The sequence below is a fragment of the Halopelagius inordinatus genome, assembly GCF_900113245.1.
In the GTDB taxonomy this organism is placed as follows: Archaea; Halobacteriota; Halobacteria; order Halobacteriales; family Haloferacaceae; genus Halopelagius; species Halopelagius inordinatus.
Genome location: NZ_FOOQ01000001.1, coordinates 567,261 through 592,517, shown reverse-complemented (window position 1 = coordinate 592,517; position 25,257 = coordinate 567,261). Strand labels below are relative to the sequence as shown.

The 25,257-nt window shown below is 63.5% G+C and carries 22 protein-coding genes; 12 read left to right on the top strand and 10 right to left on the bottom strand.

Annotation, left to right across the window (positions count from 1 at the left end; translation table 11 throughout):
• Window positions 1-2: 2 nt before the first annotated feature.
• Genes BM167_RS03175 through BM167_RS03160 form a run of 4 tightly spaced genes read left to right on the top strand, consistent with a single transcriptional unit; the run spans window position 3 to window position 1,957 of the window.
• Complete coding sequence (locus BM167_RS03175) at window positions 3-188, top strand: 30S ribosomal protein S27e (protein WP_092888606.1); 186 nt, start codon at window positions 3-5, stop codon at window positions 186-188.
• Window positions 189-212: 24 nt separating this feature from the next.
• Window positions 213-1,010: a translation initiation factor IF-2 subunit alpha gene (locus BM167_RS03170; protein WP_092888603.1), complete on the top strand. Its 798-nt coding sequence runs from the start codon at window positions 213-215 to the stop codon at window positions 1,008-1,010.
• A gap of 1 nt (window position 1,011) precedes the next feature.
• Complete coding sequence (locus BM167_RS03165; RefSeq protein WP_092888600.1) at window positions 1,012-1,191, top strand: RNA-protein complex protein Nop10; 180 nt, start codon at window positions 1,012-1,014, stop codon at window positions 1,189-1,191.
• 7 nt (window positions 1,192-1,198) lie between these two features.
• Window positions 1,199-1,957 (top strand): proteasome assembly chaperone family protein, encoded by a 759-nt coding sequence (locus BM167_RS03160; protein WP_092888597.1) that lies wholly within the window; start codon window positions 1,199-1,201, stop codon window positions 1,955-1,957.
• An 82-nt stretch (window positions 1,958-2,039) separates the two neighbouring features.
• Here the strand turns inward: BM167_RS03160 and BM167_RS03155 are convergent, their stop codons facing one another.
• From BM167_RS03155 to BM167_RS18050, 3 genes are all read right to left on the bottom strand, one after another.
• A complete protein-coding gene (locus tag BM167_RS03155; RefSeq protein WP_092888594.1) occupies window positions 2,040-2,408 on the bottom strand; it encodes a hypothetical protein in 369 nt (122 codons plus the stop codon).
• Between the two features lie 72 nt (window positions 2,409-2,480).
• A complete protein-coding gene (locus BM167_RS03150; protein WP_092888590.1) occupies window positions 2,481-3,380 on the bottom strand; it encodes a PhzF family phenazine biosynthesis protein in 900 nt (299 codons plus the stop codon).
• A gap of 99 nt (window positions 3,381-3,479) precedes the next feature.
• A complete protein-coding gene (locus BM167_RS18050) occupies window positions 3,480-3,674 on the bottom strand; it encodes a DUF7563 family protein (RefSeq protein WP_143095458.1) in 195 nt (64 codons plus the stop codon).
• A gap of 140 nt (window positions 3,675-3,814) precedes the next feature.
• Here BM167_RS18050 and BM167_RS03145 point away from each other — a divergent pair, with 140 nt between their 5' ends.
• The 5 genes from BM167_RS03145 (at window position 3,815) to BM167_RS03125 (ending at window position 8,443) form a co-directional block, all read left to right on the top strand.
• Complete coding sequence (locus BM167_RS03145; protein WP_092888587.1) at window positions 3,815-4,525, top strand: phosphoribosyltransferase; 711 nt, start codon at window positions 3,815-3,817, stop codon at window positions 4,523-4,525.
• 3 nt (window positions 4,526-4,528) lie between these two features.
• Window positions 4,529-5,164 carry an HD domain-containing protein gene (locus BM167_RS03140; protein WP_092888584.1) on the top strand — a complete coding sequence of 212 codons (636 nt, stop codon included), beginning with the start codon at window positions 4,529-4,531 and terminating at the stop codon, window positions 5,162-5,164.
• A 69-nt stretch (window positions 5,165-5,233) separates the two neighbouring features.
• Window positions 5,234-6,187 (top strand): AEC family transporter, encoded by a 954-nt coding sequence (locus BM167_RS03135; protein WP_092888581.1) that lies wholly within the window; start codon window positions 5,234-5,236, stop codon window positions 6,185-6,187.
• A gap of 81 nt (window positions 6,188-6,268) precedes the next feature.
• Window positions 6,269-7,129, top strand: coding sequence for an S-methyl-5'-thioadenosine phosphorylase (mtnP, locus tag BM167_RS03130; RefSeq protein ID WP_092888578.1), 861 nt, complete (start codon window positions 6,269-6,271; stop codon window positions 7,127-7,129).
• 87 nt (window positions 7,130-7,216) lie between these two features.
• Entirely contained in the window at window positions 7,217-8,443 is a 1,227-nt protein-coding gene (locus BM167_RS03125) for an ABC transporter substrate-binding protein (protein ID WP_092888575.1), read from the top strand.
• An 18-nt stretch (window positions 8,444-8,461) separates the two neighbouring features.
• On the opposite strand, the gene BM167_RS03120 is transcribed toward BM167_RS03125, so the two are convergent.
• The 4 genes from BM167_RS03120 to BM167_RS03105 form a co-directional block, all read right to left on the bottom strand.
• Entirely contained in the window at window positions 8,462-9,367 is a 906-nt protein-coding gene (locus BM167_RS03120; protein WP_092888571.1) for a segregation/condensation protein A, read from the bottom strand.
• Complete coding sequence (gene smc / locus BM167_RS03115) at window positions 9,360-13,013, bottom strand: chromosome segregation protein SMC (protein WP_092888568.1); 3,654 nt, start codon at window positions 13,011-13,013, stop codon at window positions 9,360-9,362. The genes BM167_RS03120 and smc overlap by 8 nt, the downstream gene beginning before the upstream one ends.
• A 29-nt stretch (window positions 13,014-13,042) precedes the next feature.
• On the bottom strand, window positions 13,043-13,495 hold the full coding sequence (locus BM167_RS03110) for a DUF7518 family protein (RefSeq protein ID WP_177213273.1): 453 nt from the start codon (window positions 13,493-13,495) through the stop codon (window positions 13,043-13,045).
• 83 nt (window positions 13,496-13,578) lie between these two features.
• The gene (locus tag BM167_RS03105; protein WP_092888565.1) at window positions 13,579-14,445 is read right to left on the bottom strand and encodes an alpha/beta hydrolase; all 867 of its coding nucleotides are present in this window, start codon (window positions 14,443-14,445) and stop codon (window positions 13,579-13,581) included.
• Window positions 14,446-14,593: 148 nt separating this feature from the next.
• On the opposite strand from BM167_RS03105, the gene gatB reads away from it, so the two are divergent.
• On the top strand, window positions 14,594-16,084 hold the full coding sequence (gene gatB / locus BM167_RS03100; protein ID WP_092888562.1) for an Asp-tRNA(Asn)/Glu-tRNA(Gln) amidotransferase subunit GatB: 1,491 nt from the start codon (window positions 14,594-14,596) through the stop codon (window positions 16,082-16,084).
• Window positions 16,085-16,138: 54 nt separating this feature from the next.
• Here the strand turns inward: gatB and BM167_RS03095 are convergent, their stop codons facing one another.
• The gene (locus BM167_RS03095) at window positions 16,139-16,327 is read right to left on the bottom strand and encodes a hypothetical protein (protein ID WP_092888559.1); all 189 of its coding nucleotides are present in this window, start codon (window positions 16,325-16,327) and stop codon (window positions 16,139-16,141) included.
• A gap of 319 nt (window positions 16,328-16,646) precedes the next feature.
• On the opposite strand from BM167_RS03095, the gene BM167_RS03090 reads away from it, so the two are divergent.
• Window positions 16,647-19,193, top strand: a complete 2,547-nt coding sequence (locus BM167_RS03090) for a DNA topoisomerase I (RefSeq protein WP_092888556.1) — start codon at window positions 16,647-16,649, stop codon at window positions 19,191-19,193.
• Window positions 19,194-19,369: 176 nt separating this feature from the next.
• Here BM167_RS03090 and BM167_RS03085 read toward each other — a convergent pair whose 3' ends face one another.
• On the bottom strand, window positions 19,370-23,587 hold the full coding sequence (locus BM167_RS03085) for an Eco57I restriction-modification methylase domain-containing protein (RefSeq protein WP_092888553.1): 4,218 nt from the start codon (window positions 23,585-23,587) through the stop codon (window positions 19,370-19,372).
• A 111-nt stretch (window positions 23,588-23,698) separates the two neighbouring features.
• On the opposite strand from BM167_RS03085, the gene BM167_RS03080 reads away from it, so the two are divergent.
• Window positions 23,699-24,424, top strand: coding sequence for a phosphoglycerol geranylgeranyltransferase (locus BM167_RS03080; protein ID WP_092888550.1), 726 nt, complete (start codon window positions 23,699-23,701; stop codon window positions 24,422-24,424).
• A gap of 44 nt (window positions 24,425-24,468) precedes the next feature.
• Here BM167_RS03080 and BM167_RS03075 read toward each other — a convergent pair whose 3' ends face one another.
• Complete coding sequence (locus BM167_RS03075) at window positions 24,469-25,218, bottom strand: DUF4013 domain-containing protein (protein ID WP_177213272.1); 750 nt, start codon at window positions 25,216-25,218, stop codon at window positions 24,469-24,471.
• Between the last annotated feature and the right edge of the window lie 39 nt (window positions 25,219-25,257).

The window sequence follows — 25,257 nt, the reverse complement described above, 5'->3', positions numbered from 1 at the left end:
TCATGGCTGGAAACTACTACCGCGTTCAGTGTACCGACTGCGACAACGAACAGGTCGTCTTCGGAAAGGCATCGTCCGTCGTCAACTGCGCCGTCTGCGGCACCACGCTCGCCACGCCGACCGGCGGGAAAGCCGACATCCGCGGCGAAGTTGTCGAGACGGTCGAACGCCGCACGACCGAGGCGTAAGCTCCCCTTCGGAGGTATTTACATATGAAGTACAGCGGCTGGCCCGACAAAGGTGAGCTCGTCGTCGGTAAAGTCGACGAAATCGCCGACTTCGGGGTCTTCGTCGACCTCGAAGAGTACGAGAACAAACGCGGCCTCACGCACATAAGCGAGGTCGCCAGCGGCTGGATCAAGAACGTCCGCGACCACGTGCGCGAGGGACAGACGGTGGTCGCGAAGGTGCTCGACGTCGACACCGACTCCCAGCAGATAGACCTCTCTATCAAGGACGTCAACGAGCACCAGCGCAAAGAGAAGATTCAGGAGTGGAAAAACGAGCAGAAGGCGGACAAGTGGATGAACATCGCCTTCGGCGAGGACGTCGCAGACGAGCAGTACAGTTCGGTCGCGAACGCGCTGCTCGCCGAGTACGAGTCGCTCTACGACGGGTTCGAGCAGGCCGCCATCCACGGCACGGAAGCGCTCGAAGACGTCGACTTAGCGGACGACGAAATCGAAGCGATAGTCGATACGGCCCGACAGAACGTCTCCGTTCCCTACGTCACCGTCTCCGGCTACGTCGACCTTCGATGCCCCGCCGGAAACGGCGTCGACGATATCAAGGAGGCGCTGAAGGCCGCCGAAGGGGAGGATATCTCCGACGAGATAGAGCTCTCTGTCACGTACGTCGGGTCTCCCGAGTACCGAATCAAGGTGCGCGCGCCCGACTACAAGACGGCGGAGACGGCGCTCGAAGACGCCGCCGCCCGCGCGGCCGACTCCATCGAGGCGGCCGGCGGGACGTCGGAGTTCCACCGCGAACGCAACGAAGACGACGAGTAGGATGAAGTCGGATATCCGGGTCTGCGGCGCGTGGCGCGCCCGTCACGACCGCCCGGTGTACACGCTTTCTGCGACCTGTCCGGACTGCGGTGCCGACACCGAAAACAGCGCGCCCGCGCCGTTCAACCCCGAAGACCCCTACGGAGAGTACCGACGGTCCTTTAAGCGAAGCGACCGGTAACACGGCTATGGACGAAATCGAAGTCGAGACGGTTGCGGACCCGGAACTCCGGGACCCCGTACTCGTCGAGGGGCTTCCCGGGGTGGGACACGTCGGCAAACTCGCCGTCGAGCATCTGCTCGAAGAACTGGACAGCGAACTCGTTCGCCGGGTGTTCGCCGACGAGTTCCCCCCGCAGGTGTCTATCGGCGACGACGGCGTCGCGGAACTGGCCAACGCCGAGTTCTACGCCGTCGACGCCGGTGACCGCGACCTTCTCGTTCTCACCGGCGACCACCAGGCCCAGTCGAACGCGGGCCACTACCACCTCACCGACACCTTCCTCGATATCGCAGAAGAGTTCGGCGTCGAACGCGGGTTCGCACTCGGCGGCGTGCCGACCGGCGAACTGGTCGACGACCCCGCGGTTCTCGCGGCGGTGACCGACGAGGCGGCCATCGACGACCTGACAGAAGCGGGCGTCGAGTTCCGCGAGGACGAACCCGCGGGCGGAATCGTCGGCGTCAGCGGTCTGCTCCTCGGTCTCGGCGGTCGGCGCGGACTCGACGTCGCCTGCCTCATGGGCGAGACGAGCGGATATCTCGTCGACCCCACGAGCGCGCAGGCGGTCCTCGAAGTCCTCGAAGAGGCGGCCGGATTCGAAGTCGGCTACGAGTCGCTCGAAGAACGCGCAGAGGAGATGAAGGAAGTCGTCGGGAAGATACAGGAGATGCAGAACCAACAACAGGGGATGCCGACCGACGACGACCTGCGGTACATCGGCTGACGACCGCCGGACGGCTAACGAGTCTGTTTTTCGCGTCGAGAAACGCCGAGAGCCTCGGAGCGACGATACCGACCCGACGGGGTTATCGGAAGGTCTCTGCGAGTTCGAGTCCGCGTTCGACGACGGCGGGGTCTTCGACGAGACGCACCCGCCCGTCGTCTCTCTCCGCGAGTCCCGCGCGTTCGAGAGCCGGGAGGTGGACGTGGACGAGTTCCACCTTCGCGTCCGCGGACGGACTTCGGCCGCCCGGGACGCGGCCGCCGTCCGCCCGTCCGTCGGGGTCGTCGCGTCCGCCGTCGGAGGCGAGTTCCGTCGTCAGCGTCTCGATGCTGACGGCGGGAGCACCGTCCCCCGACGACCGTTCACAGAGCGTAGAGAGGATAGTTCGCCGGGAGGCGTCCGCGAACGCTGTGAACCTCTCGTCGACGGGTTGCGAGGAGCCGGAGTTCATGTTGGCAAGTTGAACTGAATCCACATAAATCTCACTCTACGACGCAGTCGATGCGACCGAGAGTCTAAATATTCAAGCGACGACGATGTCGTCGTCGTCGGACGGCGGAACGGTGAGCGTCCCGTCGAGCGACGTGACCGCCCGTCCGCCGACGCGAATCGCCGTCCCGGCGCGGACGCGGACGCGCCCCGGTCTGTCGACGAAGTGCCCCTGTTCGACGACTATCTCCTCGGGCGTCTCGTCGAAGGCGTTCGACTGGCGGAGGTACGCGCCGCACGCGCCGGCGGCGGTACCGGTGACGGGGTCTTCCGGAACGCCGATTCCCGGCGCGAACGCGCGGGCGTGAATCGTCGAGTCGGCGTCGAGGACGTCGAAGGTGAACGCGTAGACGCCCGCGGCGTCGTGTTCCGCCGCGAGTTCCTCGACGGCGGCGAAGTTCGGGTCGGCGTTTCCGAGGTGTTCGAGGAAGTTGACCGGAACGACGAGGAAGGGAAGTCCCGTCGAGGCGACGGCGACGGAGGCGTCCTGTCCGATGTCGCGGAGGGCCTCCGGGTCGATGCCGAGTGCCGCGCCGAGACGGTCGTACTCCACCTCGACGGGGGTGACGCTCGGAGCGTCCTGCGTCATCCAGACGGTCCCGTCCGACTCCAGTTCGACGTCGAGGACGCCCACGTTCGTCTCGACGGTGTGGTCTCCGGCGTCGAGGACGCCCGCGTCGTACAGGTGCGCGTGGGTGGCGATAGTGGCGTGTCCGCAGAGGTCCACCTCCTGCGTCGGCGAGAAATAGCGGAGGCGGCGGTCTGCCGACCCCGACGGGAGGACGAACGCCGTCTCGCTAACCGCGAGTTCGCGGGCGACGGCACGCATCTGCGACTCCGTCAGGTCCGGCCCCTCGGGGACGACGCCGGCGGCGTTGCCCGAGAGCGGTTCGTCTGTGAAGGCGTCCACGAGAAGGGTGCGACGCGTCTGCATGGCGGGGTAGACGGACCTCCCTCTCATCAATCCCCGCGGTCGTCGTTCGGCGGCGGACGGTGACGGCCGGACGGTACCGAAGCGTCCGACGGCGTCGTCTCAGGGCGACGGTGGTCCGGCGGACGCCGCCGAGTTCGACGCCGTTCCGTTCTGCAAGTCGCGGGTGGTCAGACAGGACGGGCACCCGAACACGCGCCCCTCCTCGTCGCCGAACACTCGAACGAAGTCGCGGGTGACGAACTCCTCGCAGTTGTGGCAGGTGTGCATCGTGAATTCCTCGATAAGTGTTAGCACACCACATTGATATAAGCGTATCGGCGCGCTCGACGTCGGCCGGTGCGGCGGGCCGTCCGTGCGCTCGCGTACCGAACGCGTGCCGAGACGAATACGTTAAAGGGGGACACGCGCCCTGTACGAACTGGTGAACGAAGTCCATGGGCGACCTCCCCGACGATTTTAACTGCACTATCACGAACTGGGAGTACATCTACGGCCTCTGTCGGGACGTGAGCAACGCCGTGAAGGCGTCCGATTTCGAGCCCGACGTCATCGTGGCGTTGGCGCGCGGCGGGTGGTTCGCGGGGCGGTGCATCTGTGACTTCCTCGGGATGGACGACCTGACGAGCCTGAAGATGGAACATTACGTCGGGACCGCCCAGAAGTCGGGCGAACCCGAGGTTCGCTACCCGATGCCGGAGGGCAGCGTGAAGGGCAAAGACGTGCTCATCATCGACGACATCGCGGACACCGGCGGGTCGATACGCCACGCCCACGAGTACGTGACCGACCGGGACGCAGACGAGGTTCGGACGGCGACGCTCCAACTCCTGCAGACGAGCGAGTTCGAACCCCACTACGTCGGCGAACGCCTCGAAGAGTGGGCGTGGGTCGTCTACCCGTGGAACTTCATCGAAGACATGATAGACCTCGTCTCCGGCGTCATGGAGAAGGCCGACGAGGAGACGTTCGAGGGAGAGGACGTCCGTCACTACCTCTCTGAGTTCCACAACGTCGACCGAATCGAGATGGAGATAGCGCAACCGAACCGCATGGACGAAGTGATGAACGAGATGGAACGCCGCGGATACGTCGAGGCGGCGAGCGACGGCGCGTGGCGACTCGTCGAAGACCCGGCCGATTCCTGACACGTGCCCCCGACGAACTCGGGCGAGACGTTCGACGCCCTCATCGAGACGTACGACCTGAAGGACGAACGCCGCACGGGGTGGCAACTCCGCGGCATCTCCGACCCCGAATCGGTCGCCGCCCACTCGTGGGGCGTCGCTCACCTCTGTCTCTGTTTCGCGGACCGCGCCGGCGTAGACCCCGACAGAGCGGTGCGTCTGGCCCTCCTCCACGATATCGCGGAGGCCCGCACCGGCGACGAGGCGACCCGCGCCGACCCCGACGCGGAGACTATCGACCCCGCAGAGAAGGAGCGTCGGGAACGAGACGCCATCGAGGACCTCCTCTCGCCGTTCGCTGCGGACCTCCGCGAGTCGTGGGAGGAGTACGAGACCAGAGAGACCGACACCGCTCGGTTCGTCAAGGACATGGACCTCGTGGATATGTGCCTGCAAGCGCTCGTCTACGAGAGAGAGGGGCGATACGACCCCGACGCCGATAACCCGAACTTCGGGGCGTACGACCGGTTAGACGAGTTTTTCGCCACCGCGGAGCCGAGACTGCGGACGCCCGTCGGGCGCGACCTGTTCGAGACGGTTCGCGCGCGGTACGAGGCCGCAAAGACCGACGCCGACGCTGACGAGAAATCGTCTCGGTGACCGCCCCGTGAGGCGGTAAGCCGCGCCGTCTCCGAAGCGTTTGAAGGGGCGGGGGGTGTCGAGTGTGACGTGTCGCTGGTCTCCATCTTCGCGACGGCGATTTTACCGATCGTCGCGGTGGGCGCGGTCGGATTCGCACTCGGACGCGCGACGGACGTCCGGACGGACCCGCTGAACACCGTCGTCGTCTACGTCCTCGCGCCGGCACTCGTCTTTCACAGTCTCGCGAGCACCTCCCTCGCGCGGTCTACGCTCGTCGAAGTCGCCGTCGCCGTCACCGTCTACCACCTCGTGATGATCGTGCTCGCGGAGGGGGCCGGCCGCCTGTTCGGTCAACGCGACCCGTTTCTCAGCGCACTCGTCCTCGTCGCCGCGTTCCCGAACTCCGGCAACTACGGCATCCCCGTCTCGAACTTCGCGTTCGGGAGCACCGGGCGTTCGACGGCGGTGCTCTTTCTCTCGGTGCAGAGCGTCCTCATCTACACCGTGGGCGTCTACATCGCCTCCCGCGGCGGCGGGGACAGCGGGCTCGAAGGCGTAAAGCGCGTGTTCCAGATTCCGCTCGTCTACGCCGTCGTCGCCGCACTCCTCGCCCGCGCCGTAGGCGTCGTCCCGCCCGCGGGGTCGACGGCGATGGAGACGCTGAAACTCGTCGGCGACTCGTCGATTCCGCTGATGTTGCTCATCCTCGGCATCCAGCTTTCGAAGACGGACGTGGGGTCTACGCTGTCCGAAGTCGGCGTCGTGACGGTGTTGAAGATGGCAGTCGCACCGGTCGTCGGCGTCGGTATCGCCCTCGTCGTCGGGTTCTCCGACCCGAGCGTCGGGCGGACGTTCGTACTGGAGTGCGCCATGCCCGCCGCGGTGACGCCTCTCATCCTCGTCGGCGAGTTCGCCGAGGGCGACGTGGCGGGCGTCCCCGTCGCCGAGTTCGTCTCCACCGCCGTCTTCGTGACGACGCTCGTCAGCGTTCCGACGCTGACGGTCACTATCGCACTCCTCGAATCGGGCGTCGTCCTCTAGTCGCGGCGACCATCCGCGCGTCCGAACGGCGGCCCGGCCGAGACTCGCCACGGTTTTGTTCCGGCGCTCCGACTCGGACGTATGACCATCGGATTCATCGGCGGAAGCGGAATCTACGACGCCCTGCCGCTGACGGAGACGAGCGAAATCGACGTCGAGACGCCGTACGGCAGTCCCTCCGCGCCCGCCGTCGTCGGCGAGTTCGGCGACACCGGACGCGAAATCGTCTTTCTGCCCCGCCACGGGCCGGACCACCAACACTCGCCGACGACGCTCCCGTACCGCGCGAACATCTACGCGCTGAAGAAACTGGGCGTGACGCACGTCATCGCGAGCAACGCCGTCGGCAGTCTCCGCGAGGACCTGCCGCCGCAGACGCTCGTCGTTCCCGACCAGATATACGACCGGACGAAACACCGCGACCTGACGTTCTTCGACGAGGGCGTCGTCGTCCACCAACCGTTCGCGGAGCCGTACTGCCCGGAACTGTCGGAAATCGTCGTAGACGCCGCAGAGGAGGCCGCGGACGCCGACGTCGTCCGCGGCGGGACGTACGTCTGCATCGAGGGGCCGCAGTACTCCACCCGCGCAGAAAGCGAGTTCTACCGCGACCAAGGATGGGACGTCATCGGGATGACGACCATCCCGGAGGCGAAACTCGCCCGCGAGGCGGAGATGTCGTACGCGACGGTGACGGGCGTCACCGACTACGACGTCTGGAAGCAGGATTCGGAGGTCACTCTCGACGAGGTTCTGGAGAACGCCGCCGAAAACGAGACGGCCATCAAAGAGACGGTGGAGGCGGCCATCCGCGCCCTCCCCGAGGACCACGAGTGCGACTGTCACTCCTCGCTCGAAGGCACCATAAACACGCCCGACGACGCGATCGACGAGGAGACGAAGGCGGACCTCGACCCCCTCATCGGCGAGTACGTCGAGTAGACGGCTCTCGGGGCGAACCGCTCCCGCGAGCCGGGTCCTTCTCCGAACCAAAACTGATATACGATTGTTTAGGCATGCCTAAAATGAATGAGAGACGCGCCTACGCGACGGACCTATCTGCGACGAACCGCCGCACTCGCCGGTGCTGGCCTCGTTGCCGGTTGTACCGGCGACGGGTCGGGCGACGGGCCAGAGACGGAGTCGGAACCCGGAGAGGCGAACGCGGCGACGGAGACGACTGAAGCGAAGACGGAGGCGGGCGAGTCGTCCCACTCGGCGTCGATGAAGCCGATGGGGACAGTCGAGTTCGACGGCGTCCCCGAACGCGTCTTCACCGTCTTCCCCCAGTACGCCGATATGGCGGTGGCACTCGGCCACGGCGACGCCGTCAACTCGGTGTACGTTCCGGAGATGTCCGGGACGACGATGAATCACTACTATCACCACTTAGAGGGCGTCTCCTTCGAGTGGGAGGGACTCTCGGACCCGTTGGCCGAGGGACTCCGCAAGGAACTGCTCTTCGAACTCGACAGCGACGTCCACCTGGCCGACCCGGCGTGGGCGTCGACGCAGGACAACTGGGACGAGGGCGACGTAGACGAGGTGTCCTCCCAAATCGGTCCGTGGTTCGGAAACTTCTACAGCGGTACGCACGCGGCCCCGCCCGAGGGGTTCGAGTACGACTACTACACGCTCTGGGAGATGTTCGGCAACGTCGCGGACGTGTTCGGAGAGCGAGAGAAGTACGAAGCGCTCGCGGACGTCCACGAGGAACTCGTCTCCTCGATTCGAGACTCGCTCCCGCCGAAAGAGGACCGCCCGACCGCCGTCCGCGTCACGTTGGCGTCCAACAGCGACTCGTTTTACACCTACCACCTCAACAAACCCGGCTACTGGCTCGCCGACACGCGCCCACTCGGCGCGAACGACGCGTTCGCCGAGAAAGACTGGAGCAGTCTCTGGGGGACGGTGGACTACGAGACGATGCTCGAAGCCGACCCCGACGTCATCCTCCACCTGTGGGGCACGACGCCCAACTACAACATGGAAGACACGATAGCCTCGCTGAAAGACCACCCCGTCGGGAGTCAACTGACCGCGGTGCAAAACGACCGGGTGTACCCCGCCGGGATGCGCTATCAGGGCCCCATCATGAACCTGTTCCAACTGGAGATGGGCGCAAAACAGCTCTACCCCGAGCAGTTCGGCGAGTGGCCGGGCTACGAGAACGGCCAGCCCTATCCGGAGGTGCCCGACGAAGAGCAGTTGTTCGACCGGCAACGCGTCGCCGACGCGATACGCGGCGATATCTGAACGGACGGAGTCCCGCGGTCAGTCCGCGATGGCCTCGGCCTCGGCTTCGACCGCTTCGTCTCCCTCGTCCTCGCTGTCGTCTTCTCCGTCCACGGCCTCGGGGTCCTGCACCCACAGGTCGCCGAACAGGTCGTCCTGTCGGAGGCGTACCGTCCCTCGGTGCGAGAGGAACAGAAGCGAGAGATAGGTCGTCACCGGCGTCTCGGTGACCGTCCGAACCTCCCGGTAGAGTACCTCCGCGCGGCCGTTGTCGTACTGCTCGCGGAGCGCTGCCTCGACCGTCCGGATGGACGACTCGATGTCTTCGGTGTGGGCGGTGCCGGTGACGTCCGCCGCCGTCGGTTCGTCGTCGTCGCGGAAGTCGTCGTCGCTCCGGTAATCGAGCGTCTGCGTGCCGCGTTGGTACCCCCGCGGCGACTCCGAGGTGTCGTACTCGCGGCGGCGCTTCCACCACGACCCGCGTTCGGCGTCGCGGAGTTCGCGGACGAGTTCGTCCAGCGTCTCGGGCGACCCGCGCGCCTGCTTTCTATCGAGTCGTCGGTCCATCTCTTCCTCTAAGGCGTCCACCGGGTCGAACCCCGGTGCGTCGCCGTCGCCGCCGGCCATCGCGCCGTCGGGACCCTCCAAGGCCGCCTCCCACGGTTCGAGTTCCTCCTCGGGCTCCTCGTCGGGTTCGAGCAACGCGTCGCTCTTCATCCGCAGGAGGACCGCCGCGTAAAACAGCGCTCGCCCGGACGTCCGGAGGTCGGTCGAATCGAGGTGGTCGAGGAACGCGTCGGTCACGTCCACCACGTCGATGTCCCACGGATCTATCTCGCCCTCCTCGGCGAGTTTGACGAGCAGTTCGACGGGTTCGACCTCGTCGTCGTCCGCCTCGGGCGCGTCGATTCCGTCCGGCATCACCTCCTCGCGCCGGTCAGTCATCCGCCGGGACCTCCTCTTCTTCTGCGTTTTCTGCGTCGCCGGGGGTGCCGTCGTCGCTGTCGTCGTCGCCGCCGTCGCGTCCGTCGCGACCCTCTCCGAGTTGGATGCCGGTGACGGCGCTGACGTTGTCGCCCTGCATCGTCACGCCGATTGCGCGTTCGGAGCGTTCCAACAGCGCAGAGCGGTGCGAGACGACGACGAACTGCGCGCGTCCCGCCAAGTCGTCGACCATCTCGCCGACGCGTTCGGCGTTTGCGGCGTCGAGGAACGCGTCAACCTCGTCTAGCGCGTAGAACGGCGCGGGGTTGTGTCGCTGGATGGCGAAGATGAACGCCAGCGCGGTCAGGGATTTCTCGCCGCCGGACATGGCGTTGAGACGCTGGATGGGTTTATCGCCCGGTTGCGCCTTCATCGTCAGTCCGTCCTCGAAGGGGTCCTCCGGGTTTTCGAGGTGGAGTTCGCCCGTCCCGTCGGAGAGACGTTCGAAGATGTCGGTGAAGTTCTCGTTTATCGCGTCGAACGCTTCCATGAACGTCCGTTTCTTCTGGGACTCGAAGCGGTCGATTCGCTCCTCGATGGCGTCGCGTTCGTCGACGAGGACGTCGCGCCGGTCCTGTAACTCTTCGAGGTCCGCTTTCACCTCGTCGTACTCGTCGATGGCGAGCATGTTGACCGGTTCGAGCGCTTCCATCTCCGCGGTCAGACGCTCGATGTTCGACTCCACCTCGTCGTGGTCGGGTATCGCCTCCGGGTCGTAGTCGCCGACTTCGGCGGCGAGTTCGTCTATCTCCCACTCGAGACGCTCTGCGCTCTCGCGCAGGCTCTCGACGGTGGACTCGACGCGCTCGACGTTCTCTTTCTGTTCGTCGCGTTCGGCTTTGGCCTCGCGGAGGTCCTCGTGGAGTTCGCTGCGGTCCTCCTTCAGTTCGGCCAGTTCCGCTTCGAGTTCCTCGACCGCCGCCCGCTTGTCTTCGAGGACGTCCTCTCGGTCCTCGATTTCGGATTTCTTCTCGGCGATGGCGTCCCGAGCGTCCGCCTTCTTCTCTTGGGCCGATTCGACCGTCTCGTTCAGGTCGTCGACGGCGTCTTCGGCGTACTCCTTCTCCAGTTGGAGTTCGTTCAGACGCCCGTCCAACTCGTCCATCCGGTCTTCGAGGTCGGAGATGTCGGCGCGAATCTCGTCGGCCCGCGAGGTCAGTTCCGGAATCTCCGAGTCTTCGAGTTCGCCTTCGAGTTCCTCTCTCTCGGCTCGGACCGCCGCTATCTCCTCGTCGCGGTCCGCTATCTCCTCGTCGATGTCGCGCATCTCCTCGTCGACGGATTCGCGTTCCTCACGGAGTTCCTCGACGCGGTCGGTCAGTTCCGAGACTGTCGTCTCCGCGTCGTCGACGTCCGATTCGGCCCGTTCGATGTCGGCCTCGACCGACCGAATCCGGTCGTTGGCGTCGGCCATCTTCTCGCGGGCGTCGTCGATGTCGCTCTCGACGTCGCGGAGTTCGTCTTGGAGTCTCTGTCGGTCGTCCTCAAGAGAGGCAATCTCCTCTGCGAGGCGTTCGAGACGCCCGTTTCCGGACTTCGAAAAGGAGTACCGAGACCCGCCGCCGGACCCGCCGGTCATCGCGCCGGACCGTTCGACTAAGTCGCCGTCGAGCGTCACCATGCGGAAGTCGCCCATCAACTCTCGCGCCGTCTGCATGTCCTCTACGACGAGCGTCGACCCGAGGACGTACGAGAAGACGGTCTCGTACTCCGAGTCGTACTCGACCAGATTCCGGGCGAAGTCTACCACGCCGTCGGTGTTCGGCTTTCGAGGCAGGCCCCGGTCGTCCATCTTCGTGATGGGGAGGAACGTCGCGCGACCCGCGTTCCGAGATTTCAGGTAGTCGATACACGACGACCCGACGCCGTCGTCGTCGACGACGACGTGCGCGAGTCGCCCGCCCGCGGCCGTCTCACAGGCCGTGGCGTACTCGCCGGTGACGGAACCGAGTTGGCCCACGGTGCCGTGGACGCCGGAGAGTCCGGCGTTCAGTATCGTCGTGACCGACCGCGGCCACGAGTTGTCGCCGTCGCGCCCGGCTTTGGTCTCCAGTTCGGCGTACTGCGATTGCTTGCGCCGCAGGTCGTCGGCAACCTCGTCGAGTTCCGCTTTCAGATCGGATTTCTCCTCTTTGAGGCCGTCGACGACGCCGCGTATCTTGTCGCGGTTTTTCTCCGCTTTGTCGAGTTCCGAGTGGAGGTCGGACAGCGTCGCCTTCAGGTCGGGGAGGCGTCCTCTGGCCTCCTCGACTTTCTCTTCTGTCTCTGCGATTTCGTTGGCGCGGCGGCGCGTGTCGTCGAGCAGGCGGTCTTTCTCGCGTTGGAGGTCGTTTTTCGCCGTCTTCAGTTCCTCCAGCCGCTCTTTTCTGTCCTCTAGCTCGGCTTTGAGTTCGTCGAACTCGGTGTCGACGCTCGCTATCTCGGATTTCACCTCGGCGAGTTCCGTCTCCTTCGACTGGATGTCGGATTTGACCGACGCCTGCTCGACTTTGACAGAGCGGATGTCGTCCGCCAAATTGGCTATCTTCTCTTGCTTGCGGTCGAGTTGGACGAACGCCTTTCGACGCTCGTTTTCGGCGTCTTCGATTCGGTCTTCGGCGCTTTCGATTGCGGTCTCCAAGCGAGTTATCTCGCCTTTGACCTCCTCTATCTCGGATTTGATGCGGAGTTGTTCGTCCTCGCCTTTCCGCTCTATCTCCCGGGTGAGCTCTTCGAGTTCGCTCTCGAACCGTGTGACGCGGCCCTGCCTTCGGTCGAGTTCCTCGCGGAGGTCCGCGAGGGTCGACTCTTTGGTCTCGGCGCGCGTCTCCGTGCGTTCGAGGTCGGCGCGTTTGTCTTCGAGTTCGGCGGCTTTCAGATGGCCCTCGTACTCTTCTCGTTCGTCGCGGAGCGATTTGTACTCCAGCGCCGTCTCGCGTTCGTCTTCGAGTTGGTCGAGGCGAGTGTGTTTCTCCTCGATTCTGAGGTCCGCCTCGTCGATTCGCTCTTCGACGGCCTCCAGTTCCCCGAAGGCGTCCTCCTTTTTCGCGTCGAACTCGGAGACGCCCGCTATCTCGTCGATTATCCCCCGCCGTTGGTAGGCGGTCATGTTGATAATCTCGGTCACGTCGCCCTGCATGACGACGTTGTACCCCTCGGGGGTGATACCCGCCTGCGCGAGGAGGTCCTGGATGTCCGAGAGGTTGCAGGACCGCCCGTTGAGGTAGTAGTAGGAGTAGTAGTTGTCGTCCGTCTCCTTGACGCGCCGCTTGACGCGTATCTCGGAGGCGTCGCCGACGTCGTCGCTCCCGGCGGCGTTTACTATCTGCGAGCGGTCGAGTTTCCCGTCTCCGTTGTCGAGGACGACGGTGACGCTCGCTTCTCTCGGTCCGGCCGACTCGCCGTCGCTCCCGTCGGCGTGGCCGGGGTTGTAGATGAGGTCGGTGAGTTTCTCTGCCCTGATGCCCCGCGTCCGCGCGAGGCCGAGGGCGAACAAGACGCCGTCTATGATGTTCGACTTGCCGGACCCGTTCGGACCGGTGACTACGGTGAAGTCCTCGTAGAACGGGATTCGGGTCTTCCGCCCGAAACTCTTGAAACCGTCAAGGACGAGCTCTTTGATATGCATGGGTTGCTCGCGAGGGACGGAGCACCCAGTTACGCGACGATGATGTCCGAATCGTCGGTGGTGTCCGCCTCGTCTTCACTCTCGCCCTCCTCGGACTTATCCCCGTCGTCTGCGGCGGTGTCGGCGGTGTCGTCGGTGCCGAACGCCTCGGCGTCCGCGTCTATCAGGTCGGCGTCGGTCCCCGGGTTGTCCGACGTCTCCGACCGAGACTCCGTCTGCGCGGGCGACTCGCCGGGTTTCACCTTCCGTTCGGTCTGTGGCTCCGACTGCGAGTCGGACGCGGCCGTCGGTTCGGGGTCGGCCGTCTCCTCGGACGGCGACTCGTGACCGACGGGGCGGGTTCCCGTGCTCAGGTCGACTTCGACTTGGTCTTCGAGCAGTCGGACGCGCTCTTTCGTCTCCACCAACTCCTCGGTCAGGCCGTTGACGGCGGCCTGAAGTTCCGCGACCTTCGATTCGAGTTCCTCCACCCTGTTACTCATGTGTGCATACCCCGGCGGAGGTTACATAAACGTACGTCAGACACGTAGACGCAACTTGACAGTTCTGTCGGCCCGGCGACGAGTCAGCGGAGGTGACGGTCGAGGAACGCCTCGGTCCACGCGAGCGTCCACCCGAACTGTTCGCGGTGGACGTCGTGGCCAGCGCCCTCCGCGACGACGCATTCGGCGGTTCCGCCGGCGTCTTCGAGGCCGTCGTAGAACAGTTCCGACGCCATCGAGGGCGTCACCTCGTCCTCGGCGCCGTGCAAGAGGAGAACCGGCGCGGCGTCGGCCGCGTTTCCGAGGTACGTCGAGGGAGAGGCCCGTTCGTACGCCTCGGACATCTCCGACCGCGTCCCCCCGAGGAGCGACCGAATCGACTCCCGTTCCGGGGTGTGTTCGAAGTTGTACAGACCCGCGACGCCGACGGCGGCGGCGAGTGCGTCCGAGGGGTGCGACGCGTCCGCACCGCCGCCACCCTTCGCCGCGTCGCCGACGAGGTGGTCGGGGTTCGGGGCGAACTCGGGGTTATCGGGCGTGAGGGCCGCGAGGACGGCGAGATGGGCTCCGCCGGCGTGGCCGAACGCGCCGACTCGCTCCGGGTCGAGGCCCGCGCGGGCGGCGTTCGCTCGGAGCCACCGAACCGCCGCTTTCACGTCGCGAATCTGCGCCGGGAAGGTGGCGTCGTCGCTGCCGCGGTAGTCGATCGCGGCGCAGGAGAACCCCCGTTCGGCGAGTGCGAGCCCGAAGCGCGACAGGTCGTCTTTGTCGCCGCCGCGCCACTCGCCGCCGTGGACGAGAACGACCACCGCGCGGCGGGCGTCGGCGGCGTCGCCCCGCGGCGGTACCGGACGAAACAGGTCGAGGTGGAGCGTTCGCTCCGGCGGCGACGAAAACGGGACGTCCCGGAGTACCTCGACCGTGGCACCGGCACCGAGAGAGTCGCGCATCGGGACGCGAATCGTGACCCCCGAAACAACTAGCTTGCGCTTCGGCGCAGGTCGGCGCGAGCGGTCGATGCGTGCAGAGCGCGGGGGAGTCGGCGAGTCTGCGACGAGTCCCGTTAGTCTTTAGCCGTGCGCCGTCAAATCCCGCGTAATGACCGCGAAGGCGCTCCAACAGCGCGAACTCGCCACCGTCATCGGGCTGGAGGTCCACGTCCAGCTCGAAACGGACACCAAGATATTCTGCGGGTGTTCGACCGACGCCGACGAGGACGAAGAACCGAACACGCGGACGTGCCCCGTCTGTCTGGGACTGCCGGGCGCGCTTCCCGTACTGAACGAAGGCGCCGTGGAGGCGGCCGTGAAAGTGGGCAAAGCGCTCGACGCCGAGGTTGCGGAACACACCCGCTTTCACCGGAAGAACTACTACTACCCCGACCTGCCGAAGAACTTCCAGATAACGCAGTACGACGCGCCGATCTGCGCCGACGGTCACCTCGAAGTGTCCGTCGAGGGGACGCGCCGCGAAATCGGCGTCGAACGCGCCCACCTCGAAGAGGACCCCGGAAGCCTCCAGCACAAAGGCGGGAGCATCGACACCGCGGACTACACGCTCGTCAACTACAACCGCGCGGGGACGCCCCTGATGGAGATAGTGACGAAGCCCGACTTCCGGAGTCCGAAGGAGGTCCGCGGCTTCCTCGCGAAACTCGAAGAGGTACTCGAGTATCTCGGCGTCTTCGACGCGACGCGCGACGGGTCGCTCCGCATCGACGCCAACATCTCGATGGTGCCCGCAGAGGAGATGGCCGACGACGGCTCTCTGACGGCGGAGACGCTCCAGTCGGCGAACCGCACCGAAGTGAAGAACATCTCCAGTCACAAGGGCGCAGAGAAGGCCCTCGCCTACGAGGTGACCCGACAGAAGAACGCCATCGAACGCGGGCGCGCCGTCGAACAGGAGACGCGCCACTGGGACGAGACGCGCGGCATCACCGTCTCGATGCGGTCGAAAGAAGAGGAGAAAGACTACCGCTACTTCCGGGAGGCGGACCTGCCGCCGCTCGAAGTCGCAGACTGGAAAGAGAAGATTCCGATTCCGGAACTCCCGGACGCGCGCCGCGACAGGTTCGAAGACGAGTACGGCGTAGACGGGGAGTCGGCGTCGAAACTCACCTCCACGAAGGAGGTGGCCGACTTCTTCGAGGAAGTCGCGGAGGCGTACGACGCGGAGTTGGCCGCGACGTGGGTGGCTGACAACCTACTCGGCGAACTCAACTACCGCGACATGGAGATAACCGACGTGGACGACAGACTCGACGAGTTCACTCGCCTCGTCGAACTCGTGGACGCGGGCGACATCACGACGAAGAACGCAGAGGAGATAGTCCTCCGAAAGATGCTCGACGAGGGAGCGGACCCCGACGCAGTCATCGAATCGGAGGGTCTCGGGAAGGCCGACGACGACGAAGTCGAAGTCGCCGTCGGCGAGGCGATAGACGAGAACCCCGACGCCGTGGAGGACTACTACGACGGCGAGGGCGGCGCGCTCAATTTCCTCGTCGGACAGGTGATGCAGAAGACCGGCGGGAGCGCAGACCCCGGCGCGGTGAATCAGTTGCTCCGCGACCGACTGGACGAGTAACGCCGCAGACGCCGGTGCTCCGTCTCCGCGCCGGTCGAACGCGAATGCCCTCGCTCAGACGTCGTGGTTTCTGTGGAAGTGGATGTACTGTTCGATACTGACGAACTCGGCGTGTCCGCAGGCCGAACAGGACGTCGGCGGATGAAAATCGGTCGTGTCGCTCCCGTGGTCGGGCGTTCCCGCGAAGATAGCCTGACAGTTCTGACAGACGAACCGCTCCGGAATGTCCGGCGTGTGAGCCATACGATAACATCCAGCAGACGGAGGTTGACGTTTTTGCACGGTGCGGTCGAGAGTCGTGAATACGTGAACGTCTCGCGCTCGTCCGTCGGCGACGGTCCGAGGCCCTCGTTCGATGGCGGCGTCTGCGAGAGCGTCGAGAACAGGAGCGACTGCGGCGACGGCTTCCGGGCCGACGCACTCTACGAGTGGTCGTCTCGCGTGCGCCCGCGCGACCGGTGGCGTATGCACACGCGTTCTCGCGCGCACGTCCGCGCTGTCGGCCGGTTTCGTCGAGGTCGGCGCGAAAGGTTTAGGCCGCCCCCTCACATATCGCCGCCCGATGAGCAACGGCCCGGAACTGATAATCACGGAGAAGGACAACGCCGCTCGGCGTATCGCCGACATACTGAGCGGCGAGTCCGCAGAGGCCGAGCGGGTCAACGGGGTGAACGTCTACAAGTGGGGTGGCAAACGCTGCATCGGCTTGTCGGGCCACGTCGTCGGCGTTGACTTCCCGCCCGAGTACAACGACTGGCGGGACGTCGAACCGGTCGAACTCATCGACGCTCCCGTCGACAAACACCCGACCCAAGAGAACATCGTCGCCGCCATGCGCCGACTCGCCCGCCGCGCCCGTCGCGTCGTCATCGCGACGGACTACGACCGCGAGGGCGAACTCATCGGCAAGGAGGCGTACGAAATCGTCCGCGACGTGAACGAGGACGTGCCCGTAGACCGGGTCCGGTTCTCCTCTATCACCGACAGAGAGGTGACGGAGGCGTTCGAGAACCCCGACGAACTCGACTTCGACCTCGCCGCCGCGGGCGAAGCGCGACAGATAATCGACCTGGTGTGGGGGGCGGCGCTGACGCGCTTTCTCTCGCTTTCGGCCCGCCAACTCGGCGACGACTTCATCTCCGTCGGCCGGGTGCAGGGGCCGACGCTGAAACTCATCGTCGACCGGGAACGAGAGATAGACGCGTTCGACCCCGAGGACTACTGGGAACTGTTCGCCGACCTCGAGCAGGGACGCGAGGGGTTCGAGTCGCAGTACTTCTATCTGGACGAGGACGGCAACGAAGCCGAACGCGTCTGGGACGGCGACGACGCCGAGACGGCGTACGAGACGCTCGAAAACGCGTCGAGCGCGACGGTGGAGTCGGTCCGCCGCCGGACGCGAACGGACGACCCGCCCGCGCCGTTCAACACCACGCAGTTCATCCGCGCGGCGGGGTCTATCGGATACTCCGCTCAACGCGCGATGAGCATCGCGGAAGACCTCTACACCGCGGGGTACATGACGTACCCCCGGACGGACAACACCGTCTACCCGGAGGATTTAGACCCCGAAGAACTCCTCTCGGAGTTCAGCGGTCACCGCACGTTCGGCGACGACGCAGAGTCGTTGCTCGACCAAGACGAGATAGAACCGACTGCTGGCGACAACGAGACGACGGACCACCCGCCGATTCACCCGACGGGCGAACTCCCCTCTCCCTCGGACCTCTCTGAGGACGAGTGGGAGGTGTACGAACTCGTCGTCCGGCGTTTCTTCGCGACGGTGGCCGAGTCCGCCGAGTGGGAACATCTCCGCGTCGTCGCGGACGCGGCCGGCCTCTCTCTGAAGGCCAACGGCAAACGCCTCGTGACGGAGGGCTACCACGCCGTCTACCCGTACTTCAACTCCAGCGAGTCCTTCGTCCCCGACGTAGAGGAGGGCGAGGAACTCTCGGTGACGGACACCCGAATCGAGGCCAAACAGACCCAACCGCCGCGGCGGTACGGCCAGTCGCGCCTCATCGAGACGATGGAGAAGATGGGTATCGGGACGAAGGCGACGCGCCACGACGTCATCCAGAAACTGTACGACCGCGGCTACATCGAGAGCGACCCGCCGAAACCGACGCGACTCGCTCGGTCCGTCGTCGAGGCGGGCGAGGAGTTCGCCGAACTCATCGTGAGCGAGGAGATGACCGCCCAACTCGAACAGGACATGCAGGCCATCACGCGCGGGGAAGCCACCTTAGAGGAGGTGACGGACGAATCCCGCGACATCCTCGAAGACGTGTTCGAGGGGCTGATGTCCTCGGGCGAAGAGGTCGGTAAACACCTCCAAGAGTCGCTGAAGGCCGACAAGACGGTCGGTACCTGTCCGGAGTGCGGCGGCGACTTGGTCATCCGAAAGAGCAGACACGGGTCGTACTTCATCGGGTGTGACTCCTACCCCGACTGTACGTACACGCTTCCGCTTCCGTCCACCGGCAAGCCCCTCATCATGGAGGACTCGTGCGACGAACACGAACTCCACCACGTGAAGATGCTCGCCGGGCGGAAGACGTTCGTCCACGGCTGTCCGCTCTGTAAGGCCGAAGAGGCCGACGAACAGGAGGACTTGGTGATCGGAACGTGTCCCGAGTGCGGGGAGGGTGCGGCGTCGGAGACGCCGCAGGAAGGCGGTGACGAAGGAACCGCCGAGGGCGGCGAACTCGCCATCAAACGCCTCCGTTCGGGGTCGCGACTCGTCGGGTGTACGCGCTACCCCGACTGCGACTACTCGCTTCCCCTCCCGCGGCGGGGCGACGTCGAGGTCACGGACGACTCCTGCGAGGAACACGACCTGCCGAAGATACGGATCACCTACGACGGCGACAGCGAACCGTGGGATCTCGGGTGCCCCATCTGCAACTACCGCGAGTACCAGGCCGAACAGAACGGCTCCGAACTGGAGGCCGTGAAGGGTATCGGCGAGAAGACGGCACAGAAGCTCCAAGACGCCGGTATCGGCGACGTGAGCGCGCTGAAGGAAGCCGAACCCGACGCTCTGGCGGACGTGGTGGACGGTATCGGGCCGGACACGGTTCGGAAGTGGCAGACGAACGCGGATTAACTACGACCTTTTGCTCTGCGGGTCGGCTTCGCCGGCCCTCGGCAAAAGCTCGACCAAAAGCGCTCCTCACTCGCTTCGGCGCTTCGCGCCTCCGCTCGTTCGTCGGCCGAAAATCGCTTCGCGATTTTCGTACAGTACGGTGTCCTCGAAAACGGTGAGCTATCGTCGTCCGACGGTTACTCCTTGACCGACTCCTCGACGATTTCGATTTCCTCCTCGGTGAGGCCGTACAGTTCGTAGACGATTTCGTCGATGAGTTCGTCCGTGCGTTCTATCTTCTCGTCTAACTCTTCTGCGCGTTCGACCGTCTCGACGTAGTTCGCTAAGCCGTCGCGCACGTCGTCCACCTCCGGCAGAGTGAGTTTCTTCAGGCGGTCCAGCGGAGAGTTCGTCTTCGTCGCGTTCGTCCGGAAGTTCGCGTAGCCCCCCGCCTCCTCGACGGCGTGCGGGACGAACGCCTCTATCAGGTCGGCTTCCGTCTCGGTGAGGTCGGTGATGCGGAACGCCGGTTCCGGGTCTTCGTAGTAGTAGCCGTAGGTGTCCGTCTCGTAGTCGTCTGGGTTCTCGGGCTTGTAGCGGACGCCGACGCTGACGGTGAGCGTGTTCGCGTTCTCGCGTTCGAACTCGACTTCGGTGACGCCGAGTTTCTCCCTGTCTTCGGTGGTGTCGTTGAACACCCCGTTTGCGGTATCCGAGACGGGTTGGCGGAAACCGATTTCACCGAGGGTTTGGCCTTCTGCGTAGTTGCCGAGGTGGTCAGGGAGGGAGAGGTTGAGGTTGTCTCTGCTTGAACGATACGAACGTGCGTTTTCAGCAGCCTTGATAATGGCTTTATAACAGTCATACTCGGAAGTCTTGTCCGATTCTATGTAATCATCAGCGCTAATTTCAATATCAGTTACATTCAGTTCACCTTCAGGGACCTCGGGCAAGTACAAGGGTAGTTTCTCAATATACTGGGGTTGGTATCGATAATAGCCGCCAGACATCTGAGGGCTACTGTGTTTGAACACCATCGATACTGGTGAAGAGTTAAATATCGCACAGAGATATCGGACATCAATCGGAGAATTCTGTCGAACTCCCCCATATGCCGTTGTGAGAGTGAGAACATCACCAATCTCGTCAAACGTACAACGTGGTTCCGTAGAAATGTCCGGGAATAATATTTTCTCCTTGTTGTGGTTCTCTTTTACGTGTGGGTACTCATACCATTCAACACCTGCTTCTTCAATTGTCTTATTATAATATCGACGGCTACGAAGTTCTTCTTCATATTGTCGAAGATGGTTCTCTGCGCGAGGATATGACGATATATCCACAAGATTTGGTCCACTAGTAGACCAGGTATACGGGAAAAGCAGATATTTATCGATATGCGCATCAGAATATTTTTTGATATCTTTCCCATCGACTGCGGGGGTTAATAACTCGTCCTCGACAGGTAGTTCGTTTTTTTCACCTTCAAAGAGAAATGCTTCTTTAAGATTTGTTGAGACACTCTTTGATATCTCAATCAGATCTCCGAAGCAGGCTTGAGCATTGGACTCGATCTTCTGGATGACATTTCGCTCCTTTATATCTGGGAATATCCATATATTAGACGGGTCTAATTCATTAGCATCTATTTTGTTCGCTCTCTCGTTATTTTCGGCTAAAGATTCCCGTACATCCGGTACTGTAGCGTCAGAAAGATGAAGATAATTGAATGAGCATCTGGAAGAATTGTCTAAGATAATTATCGCGGGATAAGTGGTTGTATCTCCAAAGATAGGTGCATCTTCGAAATCTAAGAGCGCTCGCACATTCGATCTCCGACAGATGACCTCTCTGAGTTCCTCTCCGTAGCCGCTAGATAAGAATCGGTTCTGCACTACAAATCCAAGGAGTCCAGTACGATGTATGCGGTCTAACGACGACTCAATAAATGGTCCGTATATGTCATACTTCGCTGCGGCTGAGTGATAATTTGCTCGCTGATAATTGCGGTGATTCTCTGGAATTCGCTGAAATCGAAGCCACGGCGGATTACCCACAACCGCATCGAACCCCGCGTCCACCGCCTTCTCTCCGTCCGCGGAAAAGAACACCTCGGGGTACTCCAGTTCCCAGTGGAAGAACTCCTCGTCGTCCGCAACCGTCTGCGCCGACGCGAACCAGTCGTTCTCGGCGAGAGCGTCCCACGTCTCGGAGTCTTCGATAGCCTGCGCCATCTCCTCGTAGGCGTCCGAAGGCACGTCCACGCCGAATCGTTCGGCGGTGTGGACGTTGGCCATCTCGAACAGACGCTGATAGAGGGGGTCGGCGCGAATCTCCGCGTAGATGTCCTCCATCGATTTGACGTCCTCGTAGGACTCGTTGTCGATGGCCAGCAAATCCTGCATGAGTTCCATCACGTGTTCGAGCGTTCGTTGGCGGACGTGCGCGAGTGCCTGCGTGAGGGTGAGTTGGCCGTCGTCGCTCTCGTCGTCCTCCGCGAGAACGTCGGTGATGTCCGATCCGACCAACGAATTCCCCGCCTTGAGGTGGTGGTCCAAGAACGCAAGCGGTTGGTCCGTCGCCAGCGTCTCCAACCACATCGACAGTTTGGCCAGTTCGACGGCCATTCCGTTGAGGTCGACGCCGTAGATGCACTCCCGCGATATCTCGCGGCGAATCTGCTGTTCGTCGAACAGCGTCGCCGTCTCCAGTTCGCGGACGTGTTCCATCACCGTCTCCGCGAGGTACCCCGTCGCCTTCGTGAGGAAGTGGCCGCTTCCCATCGCCGGGTCGAGTATCTTGAGGTCGGTGACTCGATTCCAGAACTCGACGACGTACTCTTGGGTACCGGGAGTGAGGTCCGACTCCGAGAGGTCGGATTCGATTTCCTCGACGAGTGGGTCTACCGTCTCCTCGACGATGTAGGTGACCACGTAGTCCGGGGTGTAGTACGCCCCCGTGGCTTTCCGTTCGCCGTCGTCGTTGACGACGTACAACTCCCCGGATTCGACTTCCTCCACCGCGTCGGCGACGCTCACCTCCGAGGCGTCTTTCCACACCTGGCCGCCGTCCTCGGAGACGGCCGCGTAGTGGGTGGGTGCGATGCGGAACTCGTGTTCGAGAAGACCCTCGTAGATAGAGCCGAGGTGCCTGGTGTCTAGGTCGGCGTAGTCCGCGGGGACGAACCCGTCGTCTGTCTCGGTGGTGGAGAGGCGATAGATGACCTCTGCGACGTGCCGGTCCGAAACGTCGTTTTCCGTCAGAAATCCATGTTCCTCGGCGTCGAAGAGACCGCCGTTGTACGGCGGAATACCGAGGGATTCCTCGCCGGAATCGATGAGCGAAAAGAGGTTCTCTAACCGGTTCCACATCGTCGTCGAGTGCTCGCTGAACGCGTCCTCGAAATCCGCTTCGCGCCCGTGTTTACCGATATCGTCCAGTATCTCCCGGCGGAGTTCGTCGAGGCTGAAATTCTGGTCGTACTCCCGTCTCTTCGCCGGGTCGTCCGGGTTTATGAGGTCTCGCGACTCGGCGTAGAGAGTAAACATCAACCGGTACAGAAGGACGAGCGACTGTTCTTTCAGTTCGTTTAGCGCGTCCTCGTCGCCGGGATCGAGGGCTAACTCGTTCTCGGCGACGAATCCTTCGCCGAGGACTCGAAGCGCGGTGAAGACGTTGTCTTGCAAGTCTTCGCCGAGTTTCTGTGCCGCGGTTTCGCTCTCGTTCCAGACGGTGTCGAGGAACGTCGTCTCGCCCGACCGGCGGAACGCCTCCGGCCGGAAGAAGACGTAGAAGTATTTGAACGCCTCCACGTTTCCACTGTCGAGTAGTTCGGGGAGGTCGACTTCGTAGTACGTTTGCGTCTCGTAGTCCTTCGTTCCGTACAGCCGCCACTTTCGACCGTTGGTCAGGATACCCCAATCGACACTCGAAGGCGTGCGTTCGAGGTAGTATTTGATCTGGTGGGACGCGTCGCGATACGAGCGTTGTTCGCCGAACTGGCGACTAAAGTCCGCGTCCCACTGTTTAGCCTCTACCAGGGCGCAGGAGCGAGCGAACATCCCCTCGTCGTCGCCGTGTAGTTTCCGTTCCGCCGCATCCCGCCGTTCCTCCTCGGACTCGTACAGGAGTCGGTCCACGAATCCGCCCCCGTCGGGGAGGGTCTGTTCGGAGATAGTGTCGTATCCGAGCGTCTTCAAAACGGGATCTATCCAGGAATCCAACAAGGGGTCTTCGTTGTACGATTCGACGAGGTGACGTTCTTTCTCCCAGAGGTCCTGAAGCGATTCGAAGACGGCCTCCGCTTCGTCTTCGCACTCCCACTCGGCCAGATCATACACTCGCTCGTCGAGATAGTGGCCGGAGAAGAGATTCGAGTTGAGATACGGGCTAGAAGAGAGGGTGGCCTGGCTCATCCGTGATATCCGACAGAGGTGTTTCCGACCACTATGAAGGTATTGAATCTAACAACTGACCGACTCACTCATCCGCGCCATTTTTAACGCTTCCCGGGAGAAGTAGGGCCAATGACCGGGCCCTGGACCGAATGGGACCACGTCTTGAAAGTGGACCCAGACAAGGAACTGAAAGACGGCGAGACGTTCGAGGACGTCTGTGCGACCGGCACGGACGCCATCGAAATCGGCGGCACGCTGGACATCACAGAAGAGAAGATGCAACGCGTCATAGACGCCTGTTCGAAGTACGACACGCCCCTGTATCAGGAACCGTCGAACCCGGGCGTCGTCATCGACTCCGACGCTCTCGACGGCTACCTCATCCCGACGGTGTTCAACGCCGAATCCTCGTTTTGGGTCACCGGCGCGCACAAAGAGTGGGTCCGAATCGACGGGCCACTCGACTGGGACCGAACGACCACCGAGGCGTACATCGTGTTGAACCCCGAGGCGTCCGTCGCCGAACTAACGGAGGCCGACACGGAACAGAGCGCAGACGACGTCGCCTCCTTCGCGGCCGTCGCAGAGAAGATGTTCGGCCAAGAGATAATCTACGTCGAGTACTCCGGCACGTTCGGCGACACGGAGAAAGTCGCCGCTGCTAAAGACGCCCTCGAGGAATCGACGCTGTTCTACGGCGGCGGCATCCACGACTACGAGTCGGCCTACGAGATGGGCAAACACGCAGACACCATCGTCGTCGGTGACCTTCTCCACGACGAGGGGGTAGACGCCGTCCGCGAGACGGTCGAAGGCGTCAACGACGCCCACGCCGAACAACTCGAAGCCGAATGAACTCCCTTCTGTAACTCGACGGACGCGCGTTTCGACTCCGACCGTCACTCGCGAACGCCGTCGGCGGACGCGTTAGCCGCGGACGCGTCGAACGGGATACCGTCCGTCCGCCCGCCGACTCCGCCGACCGACGGAGTCGTTCGGCCGACGACCGACGCGCCGACGACGAGTGCGGCGAACGAGACGGCCGCCCCTGCCGGAAGTCCGAACAACGGTACGGCGGCGGCGACGCCCGAAAGCACGCGTCCGACAGTACCCACCGCGAGTGCGACCGAGAGCGCGCGGGCGAACGTCCCGTCGCGAGCGATGTCGAGGGCCGCCTCGGCGACTTCGACTCCGACCGACTCGCCGCGCGCGACGGCGACGAGGGCGGCGGCCGAGAGATAGCCCGCCACGATTTCGAGGACGACAATCGAAAGAACGCCGACGAACAGGTCGAGGGAGGGGAGAGCGCCGCGTCGAAGCCCGAAGAACAGAGACGGCGCGACGAGGTGCGTGCGGTCGAACCCGACGACGAACGCGAAGACGGCCGCTCCGGGGAGGTGAAGCGGACCCGTCGCGAGGGCGGCGCGCCCGCCGTCGAGGAGGACGCCCGTCCACTCGTCGAACGCCGGGAGTTCGGCATCGACGCCGCTTGCGCCGCGAACGACGCGGACGACGTACCCGAGGAGAGCCACGACGAGAACGGGTGCGACGGTAGAACCGAGGGCGAGCAGCGTTCCCGTGATTACGGTGTCGAGTCTGTGTTCTGCGGTCGAGAGCGACCGTACCGCGGCGCCGAGGTGGTGTCTCATCGTGAGGCGGAGTGGCCTCGTCTTCGCAGATAAACCTCC

Bases quoted from the DNA above. Each gene is read 5' to 3' on its own strand.
- BM167_RS03175 (WP_092888606.1), top strand. From the start codon at position 3: ATGGCTGGAAACTACTACCGCGTTCAGTGTACCGACTGCGACAACGAA.
- BM167_RS03170 (WP_092888603.1), top strand. From the start codon at position 213: ATGAAGTACAGCGGCTGGCCCGACAAAGGTGAGCTCGTCGTCGGTAAA.
- BM167_RS03165 (WP_092888600.1), top strand. From the start codon at position 1,012: ATGAAGTCGGATATCCGGGTCTGCGGCGCGTGGCGCGCCCGTCACGAC.
- BM167_RS03160 (WP_092888597.1), top strand. From the start codon at position 1,199: ATGGACGAAATCGAAGTCGAGACGGTTGCGGACCCGGAACTCCGGGAC.
- BM167_RS03155 (WP_092888594.1), bottom strand. From the start codon at position 2,408: ATGAACTCCGGCTCCTCGCAACCCGTCGACGAGAGGTTCACAGCGTTC.
- BM167_RS03150 (WP_092888590.1), bottom strand. From the start codon at position 3,380: ATGCAGACGCGTCGCACCCTTCTCGTGGACGCCTTCACAGACGAACCG.
- BM167_RS03145 (WP_092888587.1), top strand. From the start codon at position 3,815: ATGGGCGACCTCCCCGACGATTTTAACTGCACTATCACGAACTGGGAG.
- mtnP (WP_092888578.1), top strand. From the start codon at position 6,269: ATGACCATCGGATTCATCGGCGGAAGCGGAATCTACGACGCCCTGCCG.
- BM167_RS03125 (WP_092888575.1), top strand. From the start codon at position 7,217: ATGAGAGACGCGCCTACGCGACGGACCTATCTGCGACGAACCGCCGCA.
- BM167_RS03120 (WP_092888571.1), bottom strand. From the start codon at position 9,367: ATGACTGACCGGCGCGAGGAGGTGATGCCGGACGGAATCGACGCGCCC.
- smc (WP_092888568.1), bottom strand. From the start codon at position 13,013: ATGCATATCAAAGAGCTCGTCCTTGACGGTTTCAAGAGTTTCGGGCGG.
- BM167_RS03110 (WP_177213273.1), bottom strand. From the start codon at position 13,495: ATGAGTAACAGGGTGGAGGAACTCGAATCGAAGGTCGCGGAACTTCAG.
- BM167_RS03105 (WP_092888565.1), bottom strand. From the start codon at position 14,445: ATGCGCGACTCTCTCGGTGCCGGTGCCACGGTCGAGGTACTCCGGGAC.
- gatB (WP_092888562.1), top strand. From the start codon at position 14,594: ATGACCGCGAAGGCGCTCCAACAGCGCGAACTCGCCACCGTCATCGGG.
- BM167_RS03095 (WP_092888559.1), bottom strand. From the start codon at position 16,327: ATGGCTCACACGCCGGACATTCCGGAGCGGTTCGTCTGTCAGAACTGT.
- BM167_RS03090 (WP_092888556.1), top strand. From the start codon at position 16,647: ATGAGCAACGGCCCGGAACTGATAATCACGGAGAAGGACAACGCCGCT.
- BM167_RS03085 (WP_092888553.1), bottom strand. From the start codon at position 23,587: ATGAGCCAGGCCACCCTCTCTTCTAGCCCGTATCTCAACTCGAATCTC.
- BM167_RS03080 (WP_092888550.1), top strand. From the start codon at position 23,699: ATGACCGGGCCCTGGACCGAATGGGACCACGTCTTGAAAGTGGACCCA.
- BM167_RS03075 (WP_177213272.1), bottom strand. From the start codon at position 25,218: ATGAGACACCACCTCGGCGCCGCGGTACGGTCGCTCTCGACCGCAGAA.